The organism is Faecalitalea cylindroides ATCC 27803 (assembly GCF_000469305.1).
Taxonomy (GTDB): domain Bacteria; phylum Bacillota_I; class Bacilli_A; order Erysipelotrichales; family Erysipelotrichaceae; genus Faecalitalea; species Faecalitalea cylindroides.
In genome coordinates this window covers 1-25,108 of sequence record NZ_KI271016.1, presented here as the reverse complement: position 1 = coordinate 25,108, position 25,108 = coordinate 1, and the positions used below count along the sequence as shown (strand labels likewise).

Sequence of the window (25,108 nt, the reverse complement as noted above, 5' to 3'; positions counted from 1 at the left end):
TCTGTAATTATTATATAACTTTAAGAACATTTTACTTTACACATTTTGTGAATGTGTTTATACTTTTTAATATAAGAAACCAAAAATGTTGTTAATAAGCTTAAAAATTTACTCAAAATTGCATTCGTTTTTCACAAATTTATTGAAATTTTTGGCAGAAAGGAGAGAATTTATGTTAAAACGAACAACGAATTATCGATTTCAGACTTATGGCGATGTATTTTACTCAATGAAAAGTGCAGGTCAAAATGGATCTACCGTGCAAAGTACATTACATTTAAATTCAAAAAACTTTGATTCCTGGTACTACTCTTCTACTACAGTTTACTTAAATTGTACAAGTGGAATTGTCTTATTAGTAACAAGTCGAGATGGTATTAAATACGATGAATTTGTTATTCATCGTGTTGTAAGAATCAAACCAGGTATCTTTTTTAATATGATCAGTATTTCAAATGAGTCTACAGTTGAAACTGCCTATGCACCAAGCGGATTAAATCAAAAAACAATGGATGAACCTTATGAATATGAACCTATTATCTCAAAACTTGATGTGCATGAAATTTTAACTTGTTATTACCAAGTCCGTAAATCAAACTATGTCTTTCCTGGAGAAAGCCATGATTATTACGAATTAACATACATTGACCATGGAAAACTACATACCACAATTGATGGTAAAGAGTATGTCTTGAACAAATATGATTTAGTCATTTATTACCCAGGACAGTTTCACACACAATCCACCGACTCTGAAAGCACATGTTCCTATCTAACAATAACTTTTGATATGCACAGTGAATTAGAACAAAAATTAATCAATCGCATTTTTCACACACGAAAAGATGTCTACCAAGTTTTATCTAAATTTATGAAAGTTATGCAAAATCAACAATTTTTAAATTATGAACTTGCAATACTTTATTTAAAAGAAGTGCTTATTCTTCTTTATCAATTTGATATAAAAAAGGAAGATGCTATTTCAAACAATCCTATGCAGGAGCATTATGAAAACACCTTATTGAATGAAATTTTAGTTTATATTCATAACAATATGTATTCAAGCTTTACGGTTGAAGATCTTTGCCAGAAATTTTCTATTTCGCGAAGCTCCTTACAAAGTTTATTCCGCACAAATATTCATATAACACCTAAACAGTACATTTCTAACGTTAAGCTGAGTCAAGCAAAGATTTTGATTCAAGAGCATAAAAGAACAATATCTGAAATCTCTGACATTTTAGGTTTTACCAGTATTCATTATTTCTCACGTAAATTTAAAATGCAATATGGATTATCCCCTACAGATTACGCAAAAAGCATTAACCAATAAAAAGGCTGAGATTCAGCCTTTTTTATATATTTTTTTCTTTTAATATATTTTTAATATTTTCCTCATAAGGTGTTCCAGCTACATTCTCTAACGCCTGTTCAAAATATAGTTTCATATTTTCTAAATCGTTTTTATAAGAATATTGCAAGCCAATTAAATATTGAAAAGTTCCCACAACAACCTTTTTGTCTCCATCTAAATGATCTTTTCCATTCCAAATTGCATCTATTTTTGCTTTAACCTCATCAATATATTTACTCTCTTTCTTTAAGAGAATACTATATTGAAGCTCTAAATCTTTATATGACGATTCTGGTCCATTTGCTTTAGCAAAATCAATCATATCTCTGGCTCTTTTTGCCTTCCCTTGCTCTAAATAATAATAAAAACCTCGAGTACCTAACGCCACTTTTTGTTTTGGTTTGATGCGCATATTCATCATCATTTTTATCTGATTTTCAACATCATCTTTTCGATTTTGTGCAATAAACCCAGACAAACGCATATTTTCACGATCAAACGCTGAAAAAGTCATTTTGCATGAAAAAGAATCGATAATATCATAATATCGATTATAATCAACGTCGTTAAGAGCATTAATCATTTTTTTCCATGAAAGCTTTCTCATAAGAATAGGGATAGCAATCAAGATAATAACAAGAATAACGATAACTATACTACGTGACATAAAACATTTCCTTTCAAAATATTATTCATTATACAACAAAATACGTGGGAACACTAAGTCCCACGTATTATTTAATTATTTTTTTTAAATACCGTCTGTTACTTCTTCGTGTTTTACAGGCTTAAATTCATATCGTACAACCTGATCTTTACCAACATTTACTGCAGAAGCTGCTAAATCTTTAACATCTTCCATAAATGTACGAGTTAAGTTGATTTCAATTAACATACCAAGGTTTGTACCAGCTATAACTTCTACATTTCCTTTAGGGAAACCAATTTCAACTGAGGTTTTAAATGGCGAACCACCTGCAAGGTCGCTCAAAACCAAGATTGAATCACAATGTTTTAGTGAATCCATGGCAGCTGTTAATTTTTTTTCTAAATCTTCTACAGAATCTGTTGCCTCAAAATCTACCGCAACATAATCTTTTGGTTCTCCAGCAATCAAGTTTAAACTTGTTGTAAGTCCAGTCGCAAAATGACCATGACCAGTTACAATTAATCCTATCATCTTTATTAACCTCCTATAACCTTATTTAGCTTTATATTCGTAAATCGTTACGCCCTTAACAACACGGTTAACTTCTCCCGATGGACATGGATTATCTGGTGTAATTCCATAAGACAATGATTTGAATAACGCAATGATCTGAGCCACTAAGATATAATCAAATCCTAAAAATACATTATCTTTCTTATGATCCAAATCAAAGTTTACGAATAGATCTACCATACTTTCAATTTCTGGATCAGAATGCGCACTTACAGCAACCAAACGATTTGCTTTTCTTTGAGAAGAAATTTCTTTAACGATATCGTATTCATACTGACGCTGATATTCATCATCGCTCATGTAAACGATTGTCAATGTTTTATCATTTATAACAGATTTAGGACCATGTCTGAATCCCATTGGGCTATCAAATGTTGTTGTTACTTTACCAGCTGTTAACTCACAGATTTTTAACTGAGATTCCTGAGCGATTCCTTTTAATACATTTGCTCCTAAATACACAATGCGATCAAAGTCAAAGTCTTTAACCAATTGTTCTAAAGCTTTGTATCCTTCATCGATCATTTCTTGACCTTTTTCAATGACTGACTGCATTTCTGCTTCCATTTCATCAAGATCATCCAAACGGAAACACAAAACTGCAGCTAATAACATATTTGAAAAACTTGAAGTCATAGCAAAGGATTGGTCATGTGTTTCTGGAGTTAGATTGATTGCATATGCATTATCACGTTTTGCAGCTTCTTTTGATAATGCTCCGTCAATATTACATGTAATAAATAGATGATAAACATTTTCTTTACATACTTCATCTGCAACCTGAACTGAACCTACACTTTCAGGAGAGTTTCCTGAACGAGCAAAGTTTACTAATAAAGTTTTTCTATCTCTAGAAAGATAATTTTCAGGAGTTTCACAAATATCTGTTGAACCATATGATTTTGCATGATATCCCGTATATCGATTTACATAAGAAAATGCGGCATTACCAACATACTCACTTGTTCCACCACCAGTAAAAATGATGTCATAGTCATCTGCACTTAATACAGGTTCTAAGAAAGCTTTAATAGCTTCTTTTTCAGATTTAATCTGAGCAATAGTTTTTTTCCATGTAGCAGGCTGTTGAGCAATCTCTGTTGCGGTATAAATACCATTATTTTCCTGCCATTCTTGAGTTTCTTTTCCGAACATTTTTTATCTCCTTTTCTATTAAATTTCTACAATCACATTATAACTGTTTTTTATCTATTTTAAATATTCTTGATTAATTCAAAATAAAAAATGCAAATATATTGTTATTTTTTCACGAAGTAACAATATGATTCACATTTTTTTAAAATAAATTCAACAATTCTTCGAATGAATCAATCTTTTTATCATAATCTTTGACATCCCCAAAGCCATAGCTTGCATACACAAAAGGAATCTTAGCGAATTCGCAAGCATCTTTATCTTTTTGCGTATCCCCAATATAATAAGCCTTTTGGTAGTTATTTCTTTCCATGATCAAAGAAATGTTTTGGCCTTTTGGTTTCATTGTCTCTCCATAAGTCAATTCATCTATAAAATATTTTTTTAGGCCATGGGATTGATACATTGAATCTGTATATCCTTCCTGTGCATTCGTTACGATCATTAAATCATATTTTTGTGAAAGGATCTGAAGTGTCGATTCAACATTCGGATACAAAATACCTCCATGTTTTGATAAATATAAGTTTTCATTATCCATGACCTTATAAATCAAATCCATTTTTTCTTCCTGTTCCAGCTCAGGAAAATAAATATTGGCTATTTCCTCAATTTCCAAACCCATGACACGATTTAATGTATCCAGATCTAAATAATCTTTCCATCCTTTTTCCTTTTCCAGAACTTCATTGGCAGAATTCAAGATGCTTCCTGTTGCATCCCATAATGTACCATCCATATCAAATATTAAACAAAAATCATTTTTCATGTTCTATTCCTCACAATCTAAAATATATGACACGTATGATGAAGAAATGGGAGCAATGTTTCCATCAGATCTTTTGTCTTTATACAAAGCAGTGTATCTTCATCATTTGGATGAAAGCGAAAATATGTTTGTTTTAAAACATCCTTCTGTATATATAAGTTGATTTGATTCTCTACATCATGAAACAATTCAATAATACTTACAGCTCCTGAATGCGTATGCAATAAACTTTTTAATTCATCCTCTAGCACCATTTCAATCTTAGGTAATTGATATTTATTACGAAATGCATGGGTGTCAAATCGTTCATCACTAAATAAGATGATCATAAAATATCTTGGATTTCTCTTTGAAAGCGTTCGAAACAATAGATTTTTGATTGCTCTTGTTTCTAAAATATCATCAATTCTTTTTATATCTTCATTCAAAGACAAATCCTTCAAATCAAGACGCTGATACGCAATCTGTAAATCATCCAATATGTCATAATACAATTTTACTTTTAAATCACAATCCAATGGTCTGCCTTGTTTCAAAACATCTAGCTTTTCCATATCTGTTTCTTTTTTCCTTTTGCGATATCATCAACCAGTTTATCCATGATTCGAATATCTTGAATCATTTCATCTTCGATGTCTTGTATCTTAACATTACAGATAGTACCTGTCACATTCTTTCTGTTTGGATTCAATTTAGGACAATCCATGAAAAAAGTTTCCAAGTCTATATTTTTATCTATACAAACTTTAATATCTGTTTCATCATACCCACACAACCAGTTAAGCATATCTATTAATTCTTGTCTTGTATGCCCTTTTCTTTCGACTTTATTTACATATAAGGGAAAAATATCTTTAAAAAGCATCTTCTTTAATTCTCTAGTCATAAAGTTCAACACTTTCTGATAACACTTTTCCTATTGAATCATGAATCACTAGATCCGCTATGTCATCCATTGATGTTTTATCTTTATTGATCAACACCAGGTGTTTTCCTTGAAAATAACGGATCAATCCAGCGGCTGGATAGACAACTAAACTTGTACCACCAACAATTAACAGATCGGCTTGTGCAATTGCCTGAATGGCATTCATCATGGTTCTTTCATCTAAACCTTCCTCATACAGCACGACATCCGGCTTAATAATATGATTGCATTTTGGACATCTAGGAATGCCATTTTCATCACGAAATTCTAACATTTGATCTAAAGTATATTTTTCATGACATCCTGTACATGTATTCCTTAAAACCGACCCATGTAACTCATACACAGTTTTTGAACCAGCTGCCTGATGCAAACCATCAATATTTTGTGTTATCACAGCTTTTAGCTTGCCTTGTTTTTCTAATTGCGCTAATGCTAAATGTGCTTTATTTGGTTTCGCATCTTTATATATCATTTGATTAAAGTAAAATTCAAAAAACTCTTTAGGATTTGATTCATAAAAACTATGTGACAACATTACTTCTGCTGGATAAGGGTATTGTTTTTTATATAGACCATTATCACTTCTGAAATCTGGTATATTGCTTTCTGTTGAAACACCAGCGCCTCCAAAAAAGACGATGTTATTTGATTCTTTGATCCATTCTTTTAATGACATAATTTTTCCTTCTTTCTAATGAAATTATAGAAGAAAAAAACCAAGATGAAAAGTATCAAAAAAAAGACCAACACGAATATTTTTGTGTTGATCTTTAATAAATGACTAATTTTCATGAATCGTGATCCTATAGTCATCATCAATATAATCCAAATCAATAGTTTGATCTTTATCAACCTTTGAAGCAATGATTGCTTTGGCAATTCTTGTTTCGATTTGCCTTTGAATATATCGTTTCATTGGACGAGCACCATAAACTGGATCTACGCCCATTTTGGCAATCTGGCGATAAACATCATCGGATACATTCAATTTAATGTCACGTAAGCTTAAACGATGTACAAGCTGATCAATAAATTTATGAGCGATCTTGATAAAGGATTCATCATCTAAACTGTTAAAGACAATGATTTCATCGATACGATTTATAAATTCTGGTTTAAAATGACGTTTCACTTCATCCATATACTTATCATAATTATCTTTTTCAAATGCATATTGGCTACCTAAGTTGCTGGTTAAGATAATGATCGTATTCTTAAAATCAACTGTGACACCCTTGGAATCCGTGATTCTTCCATCATCTAATATCTGCAATAAAACATTGAATACATCTGGATGCGCTTTTTCAATTTCATCAAACAATACGATACTATATGGATTTCTTCGTACAGCTTCGGTCAACTGTCCACCTTCTTCATACCCAACATATCCTGGAGGTGCACCAATCAATCGTGCTACACTGTGTTTTTCCATATATTCAGACATATCGATCCTTACGATATGACGTTCATCATCAAATAATTGTTCTGCCAAAGCTTTGGCAACCTCTGTCTTACCAACACCTGTAGGCCCTAAGAACATGAAAGAACCAATTGGACGATTTTCGTCTTGAATCTGAGCTTTAGATCGCAAGATTGCATCACAAACCAACTCTAATGCTTCATCTTGTCCTACAACACGTTTTTCAAGCTCTTCTTTTAGATGAATAAGTTTCTGTCTTTCACTTTCAACTAAACGAGAAACTTCGACGCCTGTCCATCTGGATACGATCTTTGCAATCAATTCTTCATCGACTGTTTCCTGAATCAAAGCGTCTTCTTTTTCCAATTGAGAACTTTTGGCAATTCGTTGTTCGAGTTCAGGAATAATACCATATTGAAGTTTTGCAGCATCTTCATAACGCGCTTCATTTTGAGCTTGTTCTAAGTCTAAACGTGCTTTTTCAAGTTTCTGTTTATCTTCTTTTGATGAATTCAATGCGGCTTTTTCATCTTCCCAACGTGAATGCATTTCATCACGCTGTGACTGTAATTTTGACAATTCATCTTCAATTTCATGACGCCTTTCAATAGCCTTCTTATCTTCTTCTTTAATTAATGACGTTTTTTCAATCTGCAATTGCAAAATCTTACGAGATAATTCATCCAATTCCTGAGGCATGCTTTCCATCTCCACTTTTAAAGTAGCACATGCTTCATCTACTAAATCAATGGCTTTATCTGGTAAGAAACGATCTGTGATATAACGATCCGATAATACGGCTGCCGCAATCAAAGATTCATCAAGAATACGAACGCCATGATAACTTTCAAAACGATCTTTTAATCCACGAAGGATACTGATTGTATCTTCAACACTTGGCTGAGCAACCATGACTTTTTGAAAACGTCTTTCTAATGCTGCGTCTTTTTCGATATATTTACGATATTCATTGAATGTCGTTGCACCTATACAGTGTAACTCGCCACGTGCCAACATCGGCTTCAATAAATTTGCAGCATCCATAGACCCTTCAGTTTTACCGGCCCCAACTAAGTTATGAATCTCATCAATAAATAAGATGATTTGACCATTTGCATTTTTAACTTCTTCAAGAACAGCTTTTAAACGCTCTTCAAATTCACCGCGATATTTTGCACCGGCAATCAAAGAGCCCATATCCAGCTCAATCAATCTTTTTTCTTTTAAAGACTCTGGAACATCCCCTTTCATGATTCGCCAGGCAATTCCTTCTACAACGGCTGTTTTACCAACACCCGGTTCACCAATCAATACTGGATTGTTCTTTGTCTTACGCGATAAGATCTGAATAACACGACGAATTTCATCGTCACGACCAATAATTGGATCTATCTTACCATCACGAACATCCTGTACTAAATCTCTTCCGTATTTCTTCAAAGCTTCCACATTTTCTTCTGAATTTGGAGTATCAAACTTTTTACCATTTCGTCTTTCCAATTCAGCATTCTTACATACTTCTTCTTTTAAATTAAATTCTTTGACAATACGTTTTGATATATACGATTTATTAAACAACAAAGCTAGAAAAACACTGGCAACTGATAGATACGTTTCCTCATGTTCCGTTGCCCATTTTGATGCCTTTTCAAAACTCTTATTTACTTCATTTGAGAAATTTAAATTTTGAGCAGGGCTTTTGACGATTCTCTGATTTTCTTCTGCGATGATCTCTAGAGCACGCTGTTTATCTAGATTAATTCTTGTAAATAGACCATCTAGGACATCATCTTCGAAAATCACCTGCAACAGATCAATTGTATCCACACTTGGATGCTGTGCATTTCTTGCCTGTTCAACAGCCGCTACCAGTATCTTCTGAAGCCTTTCTGACATTTGTTCATAGTTCATAATAGCACCTCCTTAGCACTCATTATCTTTAACTGCTAATATCATATCACAATATTTGGCAGAGTCAAGCAAAGAGTGCTAAAATTTATACTTTTATTCTTCGTCACTTGATTTACTACGATCAGGCAAACTGGAAGTAATGAATATCGTCTTTTGTAAAACATTGATCAACAACTCAAAACCTGTTTGATCAGGATCAAAATAATAATAGTTTTTTGTTCCTTCCTTTCGCATATTCAAGATGCCGGCTTGTTTTAAAATCTGTAAATGATGAGATACAGCCAGTCTAGATAAATGTGTCTTTTTTGAAATATCATTTACACGTACTCCATAACAATCCTTCATCTTCATCATTTCCATGATCATATGTTGACGGTTCTCATCTCCAAGAGCAATCAAAACCTTTCGACATTGTTCAAAATCTGTAGCCAATTGCTCAATTTCTTTATGAGCATCCATTATCTCACCTTGTGACCTGTTATAGTTTCAAAGTGATATTTCACGATTCCAAGATCTATTTTTGAATAGAAACCTCTTAAAGCTTTAGCATAGACTTGACCATTTTTCATTTCAAATAAAAACTTTTGTTGATTCATGGCAGTAGGTGCTAAGCTTACTGCTTCCATTCCTTTCATGAACCACTCAGGATACGCATCTTCTTTACATAATTCTTTAATTGGCTTGCTTTTATGAGCAACACCCGTGTTTGTACCATAACCCAGCGCAATTAAGATCAAGAGTTTTTGCTGTGGTTTTGTTTGTACATTTACCTTTCCATGTGTCAAGGCAACCCAGCATGTATTTAAACCTAATTCCTGGCACTTTAACACAAGCTTTTCTCCATAATAGCCTGATTTTTCCTGTTCTTCTTTTTTCCCGACAATCGCGATATAATTCTTAACATTTGAAAACTTTCCGTAATGAGCCAGCATGGAATTAAAACAATTTGGTTCATTATAAAATATCTGCATCGATAATCCACTTTCTTCATTGATTGATGCGACATACGTGTCTAATTTAGTTTTCACATCACCGTCGATCTTTTTATCTGAGTACTGACGTACACTATGTCTTTCTTTCATTAAATCCAACATTTGCATTCTTACACCTCTTTCTATTCGTTCAAATGTTTAAAAAATTATACAATAGAATATTTCATTTTTTTCAATGGTAAAGAATATCAAGACCATTAAAAAAGATGGCCTAAGCCATCTACATGATCTTTGAGTATATTTCTTTAGTGATCACATCGTGGGAATATCCCTTAAATTCACTTTCTTCCATTAAGATATATTCATTTAGATTTATTGGAAAGTATTCGTCTGCCGGATAAACTGTATCAAATCGATAAACGATGATTTCATCCACTTTATGTGTATCAAAATCACTTGTTTCCACAAAACAGAACATATCACTTTTTTCCATGAATTTTGGATCGACCACGATCTTGCCATCATAATCTTCAAACAAAATTTGAGATTGAGATGACATATATAAGGGAGCATCCAAAAGCATTTTATAAATATCTTTTATAATTTCTCGATCTCTTGATAAGCGTCTATGATTAAAGCGCATTCCATTTTTTTGATCAAGGCAAACTATGATTACCATTCTTATTCCTTTCTTGTCATGATCTGCATGATACCAACACATATAAAACCACAGCCAATAATGCTCATGATTCGAACAGGATCACCTAAAAAGATCCATCCGGAGATTAATGAAGTCAATGGTTCAAAAAGACAGAACAGACTCGCCATGGCTGCTCCTATATAGTGCGTCCCTTTTTGCAGAAACAGCTGACCAATTAATGTAAATCCTACTAATATTATAAGATAAAATACGATATTTGCATCAAAAGATATTGAAAAACTATTCTGCGTCAATCCCAATACAAATAAGACCACAGATTCGATCAGACAAAGATATGTTGTCAATACAGATGAAGAAAGCTGTGTCAAATGATGTTTTTCCAATAAAACCATATACATCGCATACGTAAAGCCTGAACATAATGCAAGCAACATCCCCAAAAGATTTCCCATGTTGCTAATATCCATAAAACAAACAATTCCAACAACAGATAAGCACAACGCGATTACCTGACGTTTGGAGAACTGATTACGATAATAGTAATACAAAATCAAGGAAACAAATATAGGATACATGAAATGCAATGATGTTGCATTTCCAACAGGAATCATTTCATAAGATACATTCAACAATAAGATGGTGGCACATTGACCAATCGCCGCTAGCAACAAAGATGGCCACATACTTTTATCCATCTTAAAACTAGAACGCGTTAACAACGCAACTACAAAAGTATATAGACCCATCAAAAAAAAGCGAAAGAATCCTATTGATATCGCATCAAATGAAGCATCCATTAAATATACTGTAAACAACGGAACCAAGCCATACGCTATAGCCGATATGCTGGTTAATACAATCCCTTTTTCTCTCATGAGAGTATTCTACAAGAAAAAAGAAGTTCTCTCAAGAACTTCTATCGCTCAAATAAATCTTGTCTATGATATGCTTTCTGCCAATTCATGCAGAATTCACCAACCGCAATCTTTGTACCTGGATGATCGATCATATTGAAGACAACATCACATGGTACGGTAACAGCCTGAATGCCTGCTTTGATCAATTCATGTACTTGATGCGTATTTTTAAAGCTAGCTGCAACAACTTTGCTGTCCATATGATTTACTCGTAACATTTCAATTAAGTCTTTAACATTTCCAACACCATCGCCATAATTATCCATACGATTGACATAAGGTGCCAGATATTCGGCTCCGTTCATAGCTGCCAAGAATGCCTGATCGGCTGTATAAATTGCAGTTGCCAAAGTATGAATTCCTAACTTTTTACATTCTTTGATAGCTTTCAATCCTTCGTGAGTTACTGGAATCTTCACATACATATTTTTCTTACGAAGTTTAGAAATTGCTTTTGCTTCTTCCATGATTCCTTCATAGTCTGTTCTTACTGCCTGAATAAATAACAATTGATCTTCATCCAATAGATCAATAAGTTCCTTGATGACCACTTCAGGTTCTTTTCCCGATTTTGTAATGATCGTAGGGTTTGTTGTAACCCCTGTTACGGTCAAAAGTTCATTCAATTCTTTAATTTGTTCGATGTTCGCTGAATCTAAGATTAACTCCATGATAAGTCCTCCTAAGCACATCTTTAATATATATCGTTTTTTATTATTTGTAAAGGAGTTTTTATTATTTATTATTATTTTTCTTTCGTATTTTTTTCTATTCTGTCATATTTTGAAGCAAAAAAAAGAGATGATCAAATGATCATCTCACTCGATGCTACTAAAAAGCTTTCTTTCCTTTCGTATAAGTCATTTCAACAGAATAGTCATCATTTAAGACAACTAAATCAGCATCTTTTCCAGTCTGGATCGTTCCTTTACGATCATCTACATTGATCAAACGAGCTGGGTTAATAGTAACAGAGTTAATCGCTGTCTGCCATGGAACCAATGCTTTTTCAACTAAAATCTGCAATCCTTTGTTTACATTTAATGTAGATCCAGCCAACCCTTTCGTTTCTGTTAAATGTGCACTTCCATCTGGATATAGTTCAATTTCATTTCCACCGAATAGAACCTTAGTACCAACAGGAAGCCCTTTAACCATCAATGAGTCTGTAATCGTAACAGCATAGTTAGGACCTTTTACAGTATAGTAGTTATTTAAGGCATCTAAAGTTGAATGATTTCCATCAGCGATAATTTCGCCAAATACATCTCTAAAACGCATTGCAGCACCAACTAAACCTGGTTCACGATGCTGAAATTTTGACATACCATTAAATACATGTGTCATACTCTTAGCACCATTGGCAATTGCCAATCTTGCCTCTTCAAAAGTTGCACCAGAATGACCCTGGCTAACAACGATTCCATGATCCACGCAGAACTTAGTCAATTTAAAGTCTTCATCATGTTCACAAGCCATTGTCATGATCTTGATCAAATGATCACTTGCTTCATAATAGCGTTTGAACTGCTCAACATCTGGTTTTACACAATACTGTTCAGGCTGAGCGCCTTTGAATACTTGATCCAAATAAGGACCTTCAAAATGAATACCCAATACCTCAGCACCTTCATAGCCTTCTCTTACAACTTTTGCTACATTACTAACGGCAGCAGTTAACACTTCTTCACTTTGCGTGATTGTTGTAGGAAGGATTCCTGTTACACCTTCTTTAACGATATTTTTTAACCAAGTACGTAAACCTTCTTCTTCAGCGTCATTTGTATCAAATCCATACGCACCATGTGTATGTACATCAATAAAACCTGGAACGATACGTTTTTCACCATAGTCTTCATCAACCTCTTTTGTACCATATGGATAGATATTTGTGATTTTTCCATCCTCAACTTCGATCTGAGCTTCAAGCCAAGTATTTACGACCCAAACCTTTTTACTTTGAATAATCATGATTCAATATGCCTCCATTCATTTCTACAATTTATTATACTATCATTCCAATTTATTGTCTCATTTAACGCTTTCACTTTTTAATATTATTTTTAACTATTTTATTAATTTTGTGCAAATACAAATTCATTGAAATTCTTGTATAAATGAATTAAACTATCGTCGAGGAGTGAGAAGATGAAACAAGCAATTAAAATTAAAGAAAATGTATATTGGGTCGGTGTCAGAGACCTAAACGTTAGAGACTTTCACGGAGAATTATATCCAGTCGAAGAAGGAGCCACGTATAACGCTTATTTGGTCATTGATGATCAAATTACATTATTCGATACAGTTGAAGAAGAATTCTGTGGAGAATGCATTGAACGCATTGAATCTGTATTAGATGGTAGAAGCATCGATAACATCATCGTTCAGCATGCAGAACCGGATCATTCAGGTGGATTTAAAAAGATCTATGAGAAATATCCAAACGCAAAAGTTTATACGACCAAAGCTGGTGTTCGCCATATGCAGGCTCAATATATCGAAGATACACCATTCAATGAATTAAAAACAGGAGATACACTGTCAACAGGAAAATATTCATTTACTTTTGTAGAAATGAATATGATTCACTGGCCAGATAATATGTTGACATATTGTCCTGAATTAAAAGTTGTATTCTCAAACGATGCATTTGGACAACATATCGTTAATTATCAAATGACAGATGAAAACCTGGATAAACATTACTGCATTGAACAGGCCAAAGAATATTTTGCGAATATCGTTATGCCATATACTGTTCCGGTTAAAAACAAATTAAATCAAATTCTTGCGATGAATCTTGATATTGAAATGATCCTTCCAGCACATGGTATTATTTGGAAAAATTATGTTACGGATATCATTGAAGCGTATAAAGACTTTGCCACTTTAAAACAGTCAAACAAAGTTGTCATTGTCTATGAATCTGTATGGAAACACACTCAGCAGATTGCAGAAAGCCTGGCAGAAGGATTTGCTGCTGCAGGTATGGATGTCAAAGTTTATAAACTAAGCATTACACGCTCTAGCATTGTTATGAAAGATTTGATGGATGCAAAAATGGTTTGTGTAGGAACAGGCACTTACAACAATGCCATGGCTCCAAGTGTTGCAAGCTTCTTAGAACGAGTTAAATCTTGTAAGATCAATGATAAAAAAGGACTGGCGTTTGGTGCGTACGGATGGTTTAGAAACGTACCTTCAACACTAAGCGATAAATTAAAAGAAGCTGGATTTGAACCAGCTGCTGATGCAATTGCACAAAACTTTACCCCTTCTGAAGATGAGTTAGATAACTACTATAAACTAGCTCTTGAAATCGGAAAAAGTCTTTAATATGAAACATGTATATTTAATTGGCGGACCAATGGGGATCGGTAAAAGTACGATCTGTAATCAATTGAATCAGGATTTAGATCATAGTGTCTTTCTTGATGGTGACTGGTGTTGGAATATGGATCCATTTATAGTCAATCAAGATACAAAAAATATGGTATTGGATAATATTACCCATTGTTTGAATAACTTCATTCATACACCAGGTATTGAAAATATCATCTTTTGCTGGGTAATGCACAAACAAGATATCATTGATCAGATCATTCAAAAATTGGATACAGAGGGTGTTGACATTCATTTTGTGAAAAAGAAGAACTCATAAAACGTATGCTGATCGATCGAAGAGATAATCAAACCATTCGAAAAAGTTTACAGTATCTTGAACTTTACAAAGATCTAGATACACAAAAAATCGATGTAACAACTCTTGACGTTCAAAAGACGATAGATAAAATAAAGCGATGAAAACTAAACTCATCGCCTTTTTTATAATCGTTTTTCAAAACCGCCAGAAATTTTTTGTCCTTCACTTAAAGTTATAAAAGCATTTGGATCTATTTCTTTTACGATCTTGTTCAATCTACGGATCTCATATTTATTCAATGCTGTATATAAGATATAAAGATCATTATCAGTATATGCACCTTTACCAATCCAATAAGTTACACCTCGACCGGTTCGAGTCATAATTTCATTTTTTAATTCGGCTTTCTTTGTAAATATAAAAGCTGTCATATTAATATTTTGGTAATGAACTTTATCACATACAAAATACATGATCAACACAAAAATAATTGAATATAAAGTACTCTGCACATCAAAAACAATTGCGCATATCGCAAATAAAACAATATTCAGAAAAATCGATAATTTACCTACAGAAAAATTTGGTTTCGTTTTTGAAAAATATACTCCTAGAATATCCATGCCTCCGGCACAGCCACTACTTCTTAATGTTAGACCTATTCCAAAGCCGCCAACAATTGCACCAAAGATCACATTGGAAAGCACATCATCCATAACAGGTGTCATCTGTCTTGGAAGAAGAGACAATGTTAACATCTGCACAACTACACTCAAAAGTGTTTTAAAACAAAATTCTTTAGAAATGGAACGAAATGCCAACATAAACAAGGGGATATTCAACGCCATGTTAATGATACCAGTTAAATCCAAAGACACCGGCACATTAACGAAAGATTGAATAAAATAATCAAACAATTGAGCAAAACCAATGATTCCTCCTGAATTCAAACCGCTTGGTGTTATGAAAAAATACAAACCAAGCGCAAATAAAACACTGCCAAAGATAACTTGCAGATATAAGAATACTCGATTGTTTTCCATTTTACATCTAGTCCTCCTTTAACACATGAGAGCCTTCCATTAAACGAAGCCCTTTAGGAATCTTATTTTTAATTCTTTTTCCATCACTTTTTCCAAAACCAAAATTAATTCCTTTATAACATAAGGCGACATATCCTTTTCGTGTTTCCTGTTCAATTTCTAGGCCATGCATAAATTGATCCATCGTTTCAATTGATACGTCAACTGTCATTAAATAATTCAAACAGTTGGCCATATAAAATGCATGAGCTGGCTCAAAGCGTTTCTTTATAATATCCCCTACATATAGACCTTGTCGAAGTACCTTGATATTTTTCAGATCTATAAAAGGTCGCTTCATCAAATAAACTTTGTCATGATTGGTATAGAAATAATATTTGTCTTTTTCGATTTGGTCTTTTAAAAAACTGGTTACTAGTGCATCTAAAGAAGCCGATCTTAGACAAGATAGTTTTTTATCAACACCTGATTTCTTCTGCAATTTAGCTATAAAATGGCCTTCTCCTTGATCCATTGGAAAAATTCTTCGAACACCAGGAATAAAGCCTTCTCTACCAAAAGAGGAATCAATATGGATAAGCTCCATATCTTTATATTCATTTAAGAACCATTCAATTACATCCTCATTCTCTTCTTTTGCATAAGTACAAGTCGAATATACTAAGATTCCGTCTTTTTTCAATGCCTTATAAGCGTGAGATAAAATATCTTTTTGCCGTTTAGCACAAAATAACACATTATCTAAAGACCAGTTATCTTTAGCAATTTCGTGCTTTTTCATCATTCCTTCCCCACTGCACGGTGCATCCACCAAGACCTTATCAAAACACCCCTGCAGTTTACTACAAATGATTTCCGGTGTTGTGTTAGTAACTGCCATATTCACTATACCCATACGCTCCATATTTGATAATAAGATCTTCACTCGTTTCGAATCAATCTCATTCGATAATAAAAAACCATTATCGCCTAACGCTTGGGCAATCTGGGTACTTTTAGAACCTGGTGCAGCACATAAATCCAACACAATGTCATCTGGTTGTACATTCATTATTTCTACAGGAGCCGAAGCACTGGGCTCCTGTAGATAAAAAGCACCTGATAAATGAAAAGGATGATTTCCTAATGGCTGATCTACATAAAATGAATCTTTAGAAAAGATACTAGGTCTATCTAATACAGGCATATATTCTTTCAATATATCTGTATCTATCTTTTTTGTATTAACACGTAAACCTCGATACAAAGGTTTATCTAATGATGCTAAAAAGACATCAAATTCGTCTGGTATATATGATTTAATACGTTCTAAAAATTCTTCATTCATATAACATCTCCTACAACAATACATTTTCAGGTCGGATCCTGCATGCGATATTGGAACATGTATTTGGCATATCAAAACCATTCCCAAAACTAAAATCAGCTCCCTGCATGAAATATTCGACAGCTTCTTCTAAAGAAACCCTTAATTCAAATATTTCAATATGCGTATGCGGCCCTGAGGAATTACCACTGTTTCCAGAAAGAGCCAATAAATCATTTTGTCGTACCTGCTGTCCTGGGTATACATAAATTTGGTTAGATAGATGAGCAAAGGAAACACCATATAGTTTTTCATCCACCGCACAAATCATACAAATCGTATTCCCTCCACCAGCAGGCCAACCACACCAGTTTTGCAGATATCCATTATCAGAATCCACGGGCGCATCCGCATACAAAATAATACCATTAGCAGGTGCTTTGACTTCAGAAAACATACTGGCTGCTATATCCAGCCCCAAATGCATTCCTCCATCAGGATACGTCCATGTTCCCGCACTGATTGTACCATTTTCAATCACACTTGACCAATTTAAACTATAAGAATCGATTGAATAATTTCCGGCAACCAGACAACTTTCATTGGTTTCATATTCTTCCAAATGTATGGCTCCATAGGCTGGCAGTTGTTCATTACCTTGAATGATCTTATGTACGTTATATTCTCCGGAATCTTTAAACTCTTGAATCTGAGAAGAAAAACGCGCAAATAAACGATCCTGCAAAGAAAATAAATGATCAATTTGATCCTGAAGTTTTGTACAGCTAATATGCAGTTTTTCATATTGATGACTGATTTTAGTATATTCTGTTTCTATTTTGCTTTTTTGTACTGTCTGTTCTTTAAGTTCATTTATAAACTCTTTGTCATAAGCATATTCTGTGTATGCATCGATCAATGTGTCATATGAAAAAGGATATCTTGTTTGTAAACGCATCAAGCATATAGAGCCCTGAGTTCTGATTTCATCATACTCTTTATCCACTATTTCTTTTTGTAAACGTATCTGATTTAATTGTTTTTTTAATTGATCTTTTGTATCACTTATGACCTGCAATTGATCACTAAGTTCGTTTAAATCTTTTGATAAAGCTAGAGAGATCTCATTTACTTGATCTAAACGACAATGTTCTACAAGCGTATCATAATCTACTTCTTCATTGGCAAAGGCATGCGTACAGCCACTTAAACAAAGAAAAAGACAGATGCATAGTAAAGAAAGTTTCATATTATTCTCCTATCTATGTCTGTCTTTCTAGTAATTTAATTTTACACAATTAGTTGCTAAGTTTCAATTTTCTTTTCGATACATCGCACCTGTATTTAAAACAACAAAAAAGAGCATTCCGGTCCAAAGAGCATTTAAAGTACAATCTAGTAAACCATGGATCAAGTAAACTAAAACAAAGCTAACCATCATACCAAACAGGGATTTATGTTTTCTAACCTGCATCATTTCTTTGCCCAAATACACATAATAACCAACCAATAAAACTGTACCTATGATTCCATAAGATGAAATTGCATCGATATAAATATTATGGGCATGTGGGGCTTTATGCCAATCATATATAGGATACAAGCGTCCATATGTCTGAGGACCATTCCCAAAAAGCGGATACATGGTGATTCCCTGAAAAGCTCCATACCAAATATCAAAGCGGCTTTCTAGAGTCGAAATATCGGAAAGCCTTGGAATAAGATCCGGAATCAGTAATACAGCAATGATACCTGCTAAAATCAAACCAATAGAAAATAAGATCCATTTGCGTTCTCCATAACAAATAAAGAATACAGGAACCACCAAAGCTAATGGAATAAAAGCAGTCCGACATCCTGTTAAATACAACATGATTAGATTTACTACACCACAGAATACATAAAACGCTTTCTCCTTTAATGATGAACAACTGACCCATTTATACAAACAGCAAACAACAAAAAATTCAATCATTGTTGCATAGATGTTTGCATTTAAAAATGTAACATGAATTCGTCTAGAAGGTTTATTCTGCACATAAAAATCAAAAAAAGAATGATCTGCCAATTGTGAATAATAATTAAATTCAAAAAGGCCAAAGGCGGTAATGATCAAAGATAATAATAAGATCATCTCGATCATGAGATCAAAAACTTTTGATGAAATATGATCACGATAATAGGCAACATATGCACCTATCAACAACATTCCTAAAGCATTGATCACGCCAATAGAATTCGCATAAAATAGGCTCACAACAATTTCCAATAAACAAAAAGCATATAAAAATTTTGCTCCTGTTTGATGTTTGATCGAAGAAATTAGGTTCTTTTTAAAAAGAGCATAAATAGTTACGCTTGCGATGCAAATCGTAGATGCATACATCGGCAAAAATAAAGCAAAGGCAACAAATAGAATCAGTTTATCTTCTAGTGATAAACTTTTTATATCTTCAATTCTTGATCGTATATACTGCATAAAATCACTCCATCTAATTTAAAAGAGAAACCAGTAATGATTTCTCTTCATGATTATTGTAATTCGTTAATCAACTGTTGATAATAAGCAATCGTGCTTTGCGCTTGAGAAATTAGCTGATTGTTTGTATCAATTTGTGACTGGATTTCTGTAGTATCCTGTCCTGTAGATTGTGCATATTCTAGATCTTGTTGAAGAGTAGATGCATAAGCTGTGTATTCCTGTAAGCTTGCATTATATTGATCTATCAAAGATTGATAATATGCAATCTGCTCATTATTTGCAGCTTGTTGAGCTGCCTCAGCTTCTTGTTGCTGCTGTTGTTGTAACTGCTGATATTCAGTATACAAAGCGCCGAAAGATTTTTGTGTCTGTTCACGACTTAAGTCATCAATCTTTTTTTGCAAACTACTTGTGAGACCATCATATTTTGTTTTTAGATTGACAACATTCATCTTTTCATCATCGGTTTTTGAACTCCAGTTTGTCAAATAAGCCACAATTTCCTGATAATCAGGATTTTGTTCATCTTCCTGCTCATCATTCAAAGCTTTTAATTCTTTATAAAGCGCATTGAAAGTTTGACCTGTCTGTTCTTTAAAATAACTATTTATTTCTGTTTTTTGTTTATCCAATAACGAATCATAATCTTCCTTAAGATCCAAGATTTCCGATTTTTCCGCATCAGACATCATGTCCCATTCATCCGCATAGGCAACTAATTTATCATAAGAAGCCAGTTGGGCCTCTGTTGCCACATTCTGTGGATCATATATGTAAATCTTATAAGCATAAGCTCCCATTAATCCAAGTACCACAACGACGCATGCAATGATCGCAATGATCTTTTTCTTTCGGTTTGGATCCACTTTTTTTAACTTTTCTTTTTTCTTCTTTGGTTCTTTTACAGCTTCTTCTTTTGTACTTTCTTCTTGAATAGGTTTATTTTCAACTTCAACATCACCATCTAAGGCATCATGAACATTTTTCAAAGAAGCATTCATCAAGTCATCTTTTCCTAAAGAATAAGTTGTAAAATCTTCTTCCTCTTCAAAATTAGAATCATCTAGACTCTGTTGAAATGTATAGCGTCTTTCTTCTTCTTCAATCGGCAACTGCCCTCTTTCTTTTCGAAGCATATCTAAAGCACTGGAAAGTTGGCGTTCTGCTTGCTTTCTTTGACTTACATCCTGTGTTTTTTCTTCTTTAGGCATATCTTTAAATAATGCCATTTCTGTTTTTCTATCTAAAAGTGCCTGAGCAAAATCATCTATTTCTTCTTTCGACACTGAATTTTGATCTGTTTTCCCCTTGTTTTCAGACATTCGTAAGTTCCTCCCACTTGGAAATATTATATCAATCGCTTTAAAAAATTAAAAGTAAGTTTCTATGATTTTCATAATAAAAGAAAAAAGCCTTTATTCAAAGGCTCATGAACAAAAAAATGGTGGACTCTTAAGGATTCTGCACCAATGCTTTACCTAAAGGACTTTTCAGGTGCGTGAGAAGATTTTGAGAAGATTTTTCCACAAATATAAGTGCTTCATCTTCTTTTTTCTATAATACAAATAGTTTTTCTTGCGAATTAATAACTATTAATAGGACTAGTTTTTTTTCTGCGATTGATTTTTAGAGATGGTCCTAAAGCCCTCCATTCATATGAACAAAAAAACCAAGATAAACTTAGCTTTCTTTATCGTCAGATATTAGTGCCCCTATACATAGTAATGCAACTACTGTCCCTCCTATTAGCTCAAGTCCTAATTTAGTACCATCAATAGCACAATCTAGTATACAAGCTGCTGTAGAAACTGTAGTTGATTCAAGCTTAGTGCAGTAGGTACCAATACGATCTGATAAAGTCTCGTTCTTGGTTTCTCATCTTTCTTTTAATACAGTTTTTAAGATTTTAAACATAAATATTTCCTCTCTTTCTATCTATAATAGGGAGAGGAAAACTTGCGAGATTGACTACCATTCCATTGCAACAATTTTAAATGAATCATAAGTTGGAACGGAATAAATGAAATTATCGAATGGAACCTGTTGTCCCGCAGGTATATTGTTAGCAAATCCCATTTGTCCTCCTACTAAGGTTTCTCCACTGTAGAATAAAACAGATACCATTGCGTTATCTATATCTTCATCTCTATTGTTTTTTACAAATCCTGTTGCTCGATATCCTATACCACTTCCATCCTGAACAATATTTCCATCTACAACTTCAATTCCTTCAGTGACTTTTGGACAATCACCCTCGATATAATCTTCTTCTAAATTAGTAACCTTAAATTCTACATTAGTTGGAGCAACTTGATTACAATCAGCTTGAGAAGCAAATTCAATGGTTTCTCCGGGAGCAATTGTAAATAATGTCTGTTCGCTGGTTCCCAAAATGTTTCCTTCATCATCATAAGATGTTACTGAAATGACAGGAAACTTTACATAATAATTTTCATTTGGATTTGTAAGTTTAACACCATACATAACATATGGACTAGTATCACTTGATAGATAATATCCACTTTCCTCAATAACTAATTCTTTTGGCTCATTATTTTGATCAGTTTGACCTTCACCACCTGATGAACCACATCCAGATAATCCTAAAAATAATGTAATAGCAAATATACTACTTAAAAATTTTTTCATAAATTTTCCTCCATTAATCAATTTTCTTTTCAATAAATAACTTATAAGACCTATCGGCGATTTGATTCGTTTCAAATATATCTATTCCACCTCCGACTAGTCCTCCAGCTAAAGGAACCATTTTAACAAGATTAACAGCCCCTTTTTGTCCAAATTTTGTTACTAATCTAAAGCCTACTTTTTGATTAATTTTTGTTAAAACAGTTCCGGGCAGTTTCTTTAACATTGAGACTGTAATTTGATTTGCGACTCTTATTCCTGTTTGTTTACAAATATCTGCGATTGATGATTCAACTAAACACATATAAACCAATGTTTGAACCTCATCATCATTCAAATTATAGCCTCCCATTATAGCCAAGGTTCCTATCATTCTCATTTGTACATAAAGAACACTAGCTATGTTAGCAGGAATTGCAACTGGAAGTGTAATTAATCCACCTAATCCAGTTAAAAATCCAGAAGTACCACATTTTGCTACTTGCCATGAAATAAATTGTCTAGCTGCATTTTCTAAACTATCATAACGATTTGTGTACTCTTCTGCTAACTGTTCACATGTTTTAGATCCCGGAATTCCATTAATTGCTTGTTGATAGCATGTATCCAAAACTTTCATCATGTCTTCTTGAGAAATTTCTGGGAGTTTAATACCTTGAATAGCCTTAATAAAATCCATATATTCCCCTCCTGAATTCAGTATATCACATAAGTCCGAGGGGTAGTAGATTTTCACAAGTTTTGTAAATAAAGATAAAAAAATAGAGGAACTATCTTCCTATTACTAATACATTTATTATAGAGAGCATTAATAATCCTCCAATAAAGCCTGTCCATAATAGGTCTTCTAGTTCCTTTCTTAAGTGTCTCTTTTTTCTCATAAATATCATCTCCTTCTATAATGGAGATAGTTAATCTTGCGAATTAACTTGTGAAAATATTATCTTGAGAAGATACAAAAAAGGTGTTCATCTATAATAAACAGACAAACACCTAATTTGCACTAAATGTACATGAAATATAAACAATTTAACTAATAAATGTGATTTTCAAATACATGGTGGACTCTTAGGGAAAGTAAAATAATTTAATATAAATTGGTACATGTCGTTAAAAGCCTATATATAAAGCATATTTCAAGACAATATAGGTTATTTGCTATTATAGATTGATATAAATATATTAAAAAAAGTGTCGTAAAAGTGTCGTAAACAGATTATAAATACTTTGGAGGAAAAAATGAACACAAGAGAAAAAATAGAATTTGCAAGGAACACCATAAAACCAAGACAAGAATTAATGTTTCATGAAATTATAGATATAGTTAATCACTGTGAACAAATCAATACTAAAAAGGGGGACGACCCTAAAGAAGCGTGGTTTTGGGCGATTGGTGCGTGATGTAGAGCTAAGAAAGACAGCATCAGGCAAAAGCACAGTTACCTTTAGTTTGGCAGTTAACCGAATGAAAGCAGGCGAAAGTGGGCAAGATGTAGATTTTATTACTTGTGTAGCTTGGAACAAAACGGCAGAGAACATGGGAAAATATCTTAAAAAGGGTTCTCTTATCGGTGTAGAGGGAAGAATCCAGTCTAGAACGTATAAGAACAAGCAGGGAAGCACAGTATCTGTAAATGAAGTGTTGGTAAATCAAATACACTTCTTGGAAACAAAACGAGGACAACAGAATACGCAGGCACAAGGGCAACAAGCAGACAGTCAGGAATACAGTCAATCAGACAACGGATATTATGACCCAAACCAGTACGATAATTACAATTATCCATTCTAGGAGGCATAGAGAGATGGTTAGATATGGAGATGTACATTGGTGCAGTTTACCAACGTACAATGACTTTATACTAGACAAAAACAGACCATGTCTCATCATTAGCAACGATTTTCAGAATCAGGGTTCTAGCACAGTGCAGGTATGTCCATTGACAACAAGCATGAAACGAATGGACTTACCTTGCCACGTGCATACACATTGTGGAGTGGTAAGAACCGAACAGATTTTGACAATCGACAAGGACACTGTAGGCAGAAGAATGGGTGCACTAAGCGATGCAGAATTGAGGCAGGTCAAAACATCGCTCATGGTGCAGTTAGGCATTCTTTGAGACCTTACAGATATCCTGAAGAACAGTATCAACTCTATAAAGGGCAGGAGTTGATAAAGGGAGACATAGTTCAGTCGGATGTATATTTTACCGAGGGGAAAGACATTCGAGTGTGTGAGCTTTTATACAAGCACAAGAAAGGCATATGGAAAGCCTTGGAAATCAAGGGAGACAGAGAAGTATTGATCGAGGAAGAAATGGTCTTGAAAGTCCTTGTAAATGACAGATGGCACAAGCGACACGAAAGACCTGAGAAGTACAAGTATTACTGGCAGACAAGGGAAAAAGACGAATCGTGAAAAATCGCATTTCATGAAAGAATGATATACTTATATTGAGCGTATTGGTTCGTCTCGCCCTTGGACATGCCTCACCAATACCTCGTTAAAATAAAACGAGTTTCAATATACGAGGCAAAACAAGGGTTTTTTCATAACATTGGCAAGGGTAGCTGTATGTAAAATAAGAGGGCAGGAAAATGAGTTGGACTTTATCAAGAAGAAACAAAAAAGAATCCATTTATTCAGATGGACATGGAGCGTATACAGTTATTACTCATAGCAGGAAATCTTGAAAAGGCAAAGATTGCG

28 protein-coding genes are annotated in these 25,108 nt (G+C 33.7%); 7 read left to right on the top strand and 21 right to left on the bottom strand.

The annotated features are described in order from the left end of the window. The first annotated feature begins 172 nt into the window (after positions 1–172). A complete protein-coding gene (locus HMPREF0367_RS06035; protein WP_035402282.1) occupies positions 173–1,333 on the top strand; it encodes an AraC family transcriptional regulator in 1,161 nt (386 codons plus the stop codon). A 22-nt stretch (positions 1,334–1,355) separates the two neighbouring features. Here the strand turns inward: HMPREF0367_RS06035 and HMPREF0367_RS06030 are convergent, their stop codons facing one another. The 14 genes from HMPREF0367_RS06030 to nagA all read right to left on the bottom strand — a co-directional run bounded on the left by HMPREF0367_RS06030 (position 1,356) and on the right by nagA (position 13,243). Beyond that, positions 1,356–2,021 carry a hypothetical protein gene (locus HMPREF0367_RS06030; protein ID WP_035402280.1) on the bottom strand — a complete coding sequence of 222 codons (666 nt, stop codon included), beginning with the start codon at positions 2,019–2,021 and terminating at the stop codon, positions 1,356–1,358. An 84-nt stretch (positions 2,022–2,105) separates the two neighbouring features. Continuing rightward, a complete protein-coding gene (gene agaF / locus HMPREF0367_RS06025) occupies positions 2,106–2,534 on the bottom strand; it encodes a PTS galactosamine/N-acetylgalactosamine transporter subunit IIA (protein ID WP_022355244.1) in 429 nt (142 codons plus the stop codon). Positions 2,535–2,555: 21 nt separating this feature from the next. After that, positions 2,556–3,731, bottom strand: coding sequence for an SIS domain-containing protein (locus HMPREF0367_RS06020; RefSeq protein WP_035402277.1), 1,176 nt, complete (start codon positions 3,729–3,731; stop codon positions 2,556–2,558). 142 nt (positions 3,732–3,873) lie between these two features. Next, the gene (locus tag HMPREF0367_RS06015; RefSeq protein ID WP_035402275.1) at positions 3,874–4,500 is read right to left on the bottom strand and encodes an HAD family hydrolase; all 627 of its coding nucleotides are present in this window, start codon (positions 4,498–4,500) and stop codon (positions 3,874–3,876) included. A 17-nt stretch (positions 4,501–4,517) separates the two neighbouring features. After that, positions 4,518–5,054: a YbaK/EbsC family protein gene (locus tag HMPREF0367_RS06010; RefSeq protein ID WP_035402273.1), complete on the bottom strand. Its 537-nt coding sequence runs from the start codon at positions 5,052–5,054 to the stop codon at positions 4,518–4,520. Further along, complete coding sequence (locus tag HMPREF0367_RS06005) at positions 5,042–5,386, bottom strand: DUF2200 family protein (RefSeq protein WP_035402271.1); 345 nt, start codon at positions 5,384–5,386, stop codon at positions 5,042–5,044. Before HMPREF0367_RS06005 ends, HMPREF0367_RS06010 begins: the two co-directional genes overlap by 13 nt. Further along, positions 5,379–6,107, bottom strand: a complete 729-nt coding sequence (locus tag HMPREF0367_RS06000) for an NAD-dependent protein deacylase (protein ID WP_035402268.1) — start codon at positions 6,105–6,107, stop codon at positions 5,379–5,381. The genes HMPREF0367_RS06005 and HMPREF0367_RS06000 overlap by 8 nt, the downstream gene beginning before the upstream one ends. A 105-nt stretch (positions 6,108–6,212) precedes the next feature. Continuing rightward, positions 6,213–8,762, bottom strand: a complete 2,550-nt coding sequence (locus tag HMPREF0367_RS05995; RefSeq protein ID WP_035402265.1) for an ATP-dependent Clp protease ATP-binding subunit — start codon at positions 8,760–8,762, stop codon at positions 6,213–6,215. A 93-nt stretch (positions 8,763–8,855) separates the two neighbouring features. Beyond that, positions 8,856–9,221: an ArsR/SmtB family transcription factor gene (locus tag HMPREF0367_RS05990; protein ID WP_035402263.1), complete on the bottom strand. Its 366-nt coding sequence runs from the start codon at positions 9,219–9,221 to the stop codon at positions 8,856–8,858. After that, complete coding sequence (locus HMPREF0367_RS05985; RefSeq protein ID WP_035402260.1) at positions 9,221–9,862, bottom strand: nitroreductase family protein; 642 nt, start codon at positions 9,860–9,862, stop codon at positions 9,221–9,223. Before HMPREF0367_RS05985 ends, HMPREF0367_RS05990 begins: the two co-directional genes overlap by 1 nt. A gap of 112 nt (positions 9,863–9,974) precedes the next feature. Continuing rightward, positions 9,975–10,373, bottom strand: coding sequence for a hypothetical protein (locus HMPREF0367_RS05980; RefSeq protein WP_022355253.1), 399 nt, complete (start codon positions 10,371–10,373; stop codon positions 9,975–9,977). Between the two features lie 2 nt (positions 10,374–10,375). Beyond that, positions 10,376–11,230: a DMT family transporter gene (locus tag HMPREF0367_RS05975; RefSeq protein ID WP_035402258.1), complete on the bottom strand. Its 855-nt coding sequence runs from the start codon at positions 11,228–11,230 to the stop codon at positions 10,376–10,378. A gap of 41 nt (positions 11,231–11,271) precedes the next feature. Continuing rightward, the gene (locus HMPREF0367_RS05970; protein WP_035402255.1) at positions 11,272–11,943 is read right to left on the bottom strand and encodes a transaldolase family protein; all 672 of its coding nucleotides are present in this window, start codon (positions 11,941–11,943) and stop codon (positions 11,272–11,274) included. 160 nt (positions 11,944–12,103) lie between these two features. Beyond that, positions 12,104–13,243: an N-acetylglucosamine-6-phosphate deacetylase gene (gene nagA, locus HMPREF0367_RS05965; protein ID WP_022355255.1), complete on the bottom strand. Its 1,140-nt coding sequence runs from the start codon at positions 13,241–13,243 to the stop codon at positions 12,104–12,106. A 177-nt stretch (positions 13,244–13,420) separates the two neighbouring features. Here nagA and HMPREF0367_RS05960 point away from each other — a divergent pair, with 177 nt between their 5' ends. The 3 genes from HMPREF0367_RS05960 to HMPREF0367_RS10450 are packed head-to-tail and all read left to right on the top strand — an operon-like array spanning position 13,421 to position 15,076. After that, entirely contained in the window at positions 13,421–14,608 is a 1,188-nt protein-coding gene (locus HMPREF0367_RS05960; protein ID WP_035402252.1) for an FprA family A-type flavoprotein, read from the top strand. 1 nt (position 14,609) lies between these two features. After that, positions 14,610–14,933: an AAA family ATPase gene (locus HMPREF0367_RS05955; protein ID WP_081683650.1), complete on the top strand. Its 324-nt coding sequence runs from the start codon at positions 14,610–14,612 to the stop codon at positions 14,931–14,933. A 5-nt stretch (positions 14,934–14,938) separates the two neighbouring features. Next, entirely contained in the window at positions 14,939–15,076 is a 138-nt protein-coding gene (locus HMPREF0367_RS10450) for a hypothetical protein (protein ID WP_154654092.1), read from the top strand. Between the two features lie 21 nt (positions 15,077–15,097). On the opposite strand, the gene HMPREF0367_RS05950 is transcribed toward HMPREF0367_RS10450, so the two are convergent. From HMPREF0367_RS05950 to HMPREF0367_RS05920, 7 genes are all read right to left on the bottom strand, one after another. Next, positions 15,098–15,958, bottom strand: coding sequence for a YitT family protein (locus HMPREF0367_RS05950; RefSeq protein WP_022355258.1), 861 nt, complete (start codon positions 15,956–15,958; stop codon positions 15,098–15,100). A gap of 7 nt (positions 15,959–15,965) precedes the next feature. Beyond that, positions 15,966–17,285, bottom strand: a complete 1,320-nt coding sequence (locus HMPREF0367_RS05945) for an RsmB/NOP family class I SAM-dependent RNA methyltransferase (protein WP_035402249.1) — start codon at positions 17,283–17,285, stop codon at positions 15,966–15,968. A gap of 10 nt (positions 17,286–17,295) precedes the next feature. Further along, positions 17,296–18,513: a M23 family metallopeptidase gene (locus tag HMPREF0367_RS10055; RefSeq protein WP_051335198.1), complete on the bottom strand. Its 1,218-nt coding sequence runs from the start codon at positions 18,511–18,513 to the stop codon at positions 17,296–17,298. A gap of 63 nt (positions 18,514–18,576) precedes the next feature. Further along, a complete protein-coding gene (locus HMPREF0367_RS05935; RefSeq protein WP_035402247.1) occupies positions 18,577–19,743 on the bottom strand; it encodes an O-antigen ligase family protein in 1,167 nt (388 codons plus the stop codon). 53 nt (positions 19,744–19,796) lie between these two features. Continuing rightward, positions 19,797–21,068 carry a hypothetical protein gene (locus HMPREF0367_RS05930; RefSeq protein ID WP_035402245.1) on the bottom strand — a complete coding sequence of 424 codons (1,272 nt, stop codon included), beginning with the start codon at positions 21,066–21,068 and terminating at the stop codon, positions 19,797–19,799. Between the two features lie 646 nt (positions 21,069–21,714). Next, positions 21,715–22,395, bottom strand: a complete 681-nt coding sequence (locus tag HMPREF0367_RS05925) for an FxLYD domain-containing protein (RefSeq protein WP_035402243.1) — start codon at positions 22,393–22,395, stop codon at positions 21,715–21,717. A 13-nt stretch (positions 22,396–22,408) separates the two neighbouring features. After that, a complete protein-coding gene (locus HMPREF0367_RS05920; RefSeq protein WP_051335197.1) occupies positions 22,409–23,074 on the bottom strand; it encodes an EcsC family protein in 666 nt (221 codons plus the stop codon). A 560-nt stretch (positions 23,075–23,634) separates the two neighbouring features. Between HMPREF0367_RS05920 and HMPREF0367_RS10545 the strand changes: the two genes are divergently transcribed. Genes HMPREF0367_RS10545 through HMPREF0367_RS10865 form a run of 3 tightly spaced genes read left to right on the top strand, consistent with a single transcriptional unit; the run spans position 23,635 to position 24,518 of the window. Continuing rightward, complete coding sequence (locus tag HMPREF0367_RS10545) at positions 23,635–23,796, top strand: hypothetical protein (protein ID WP_169815940.1); 162 nt, start codon at positions 23,635–23,637, stop codon at positions 23,794–23,796. Continuing rightward, entirely contained in the window at positions 23,729–24,187 is a 459-nt protein-coding gene (locus tag HMPREF0367_RS05915; RefSeq protein ID WP_316244695.1) for a single-stranded DNA-binding protein, read from the top strand. Before HMPREF0367_RS10545 ends, HMPREF0367_RS05915 begins: the two co-directional genes overlap by 68 nt. Beyond that, the gene (locus HMPREF0367_RS10865; RefSeq protein ID WP_081683649.1) at positions 24,147–24,518 is read left to right on the top strand and encodes a type II toxin-antitoxin system PemK/MazF family toxin; all 372 of its coding nucleotides are present in this window, start codon (positions 24,147–24,149) and stop codon (positions 24,516–24,518) included. Before HMPREF0367_RS05915 ends, HMPREF0367_RS10865 begins: the two co-directional genes overlap by 41 nt. Positions 24,519–25,108: the final 590 nt, after the last annotated feature.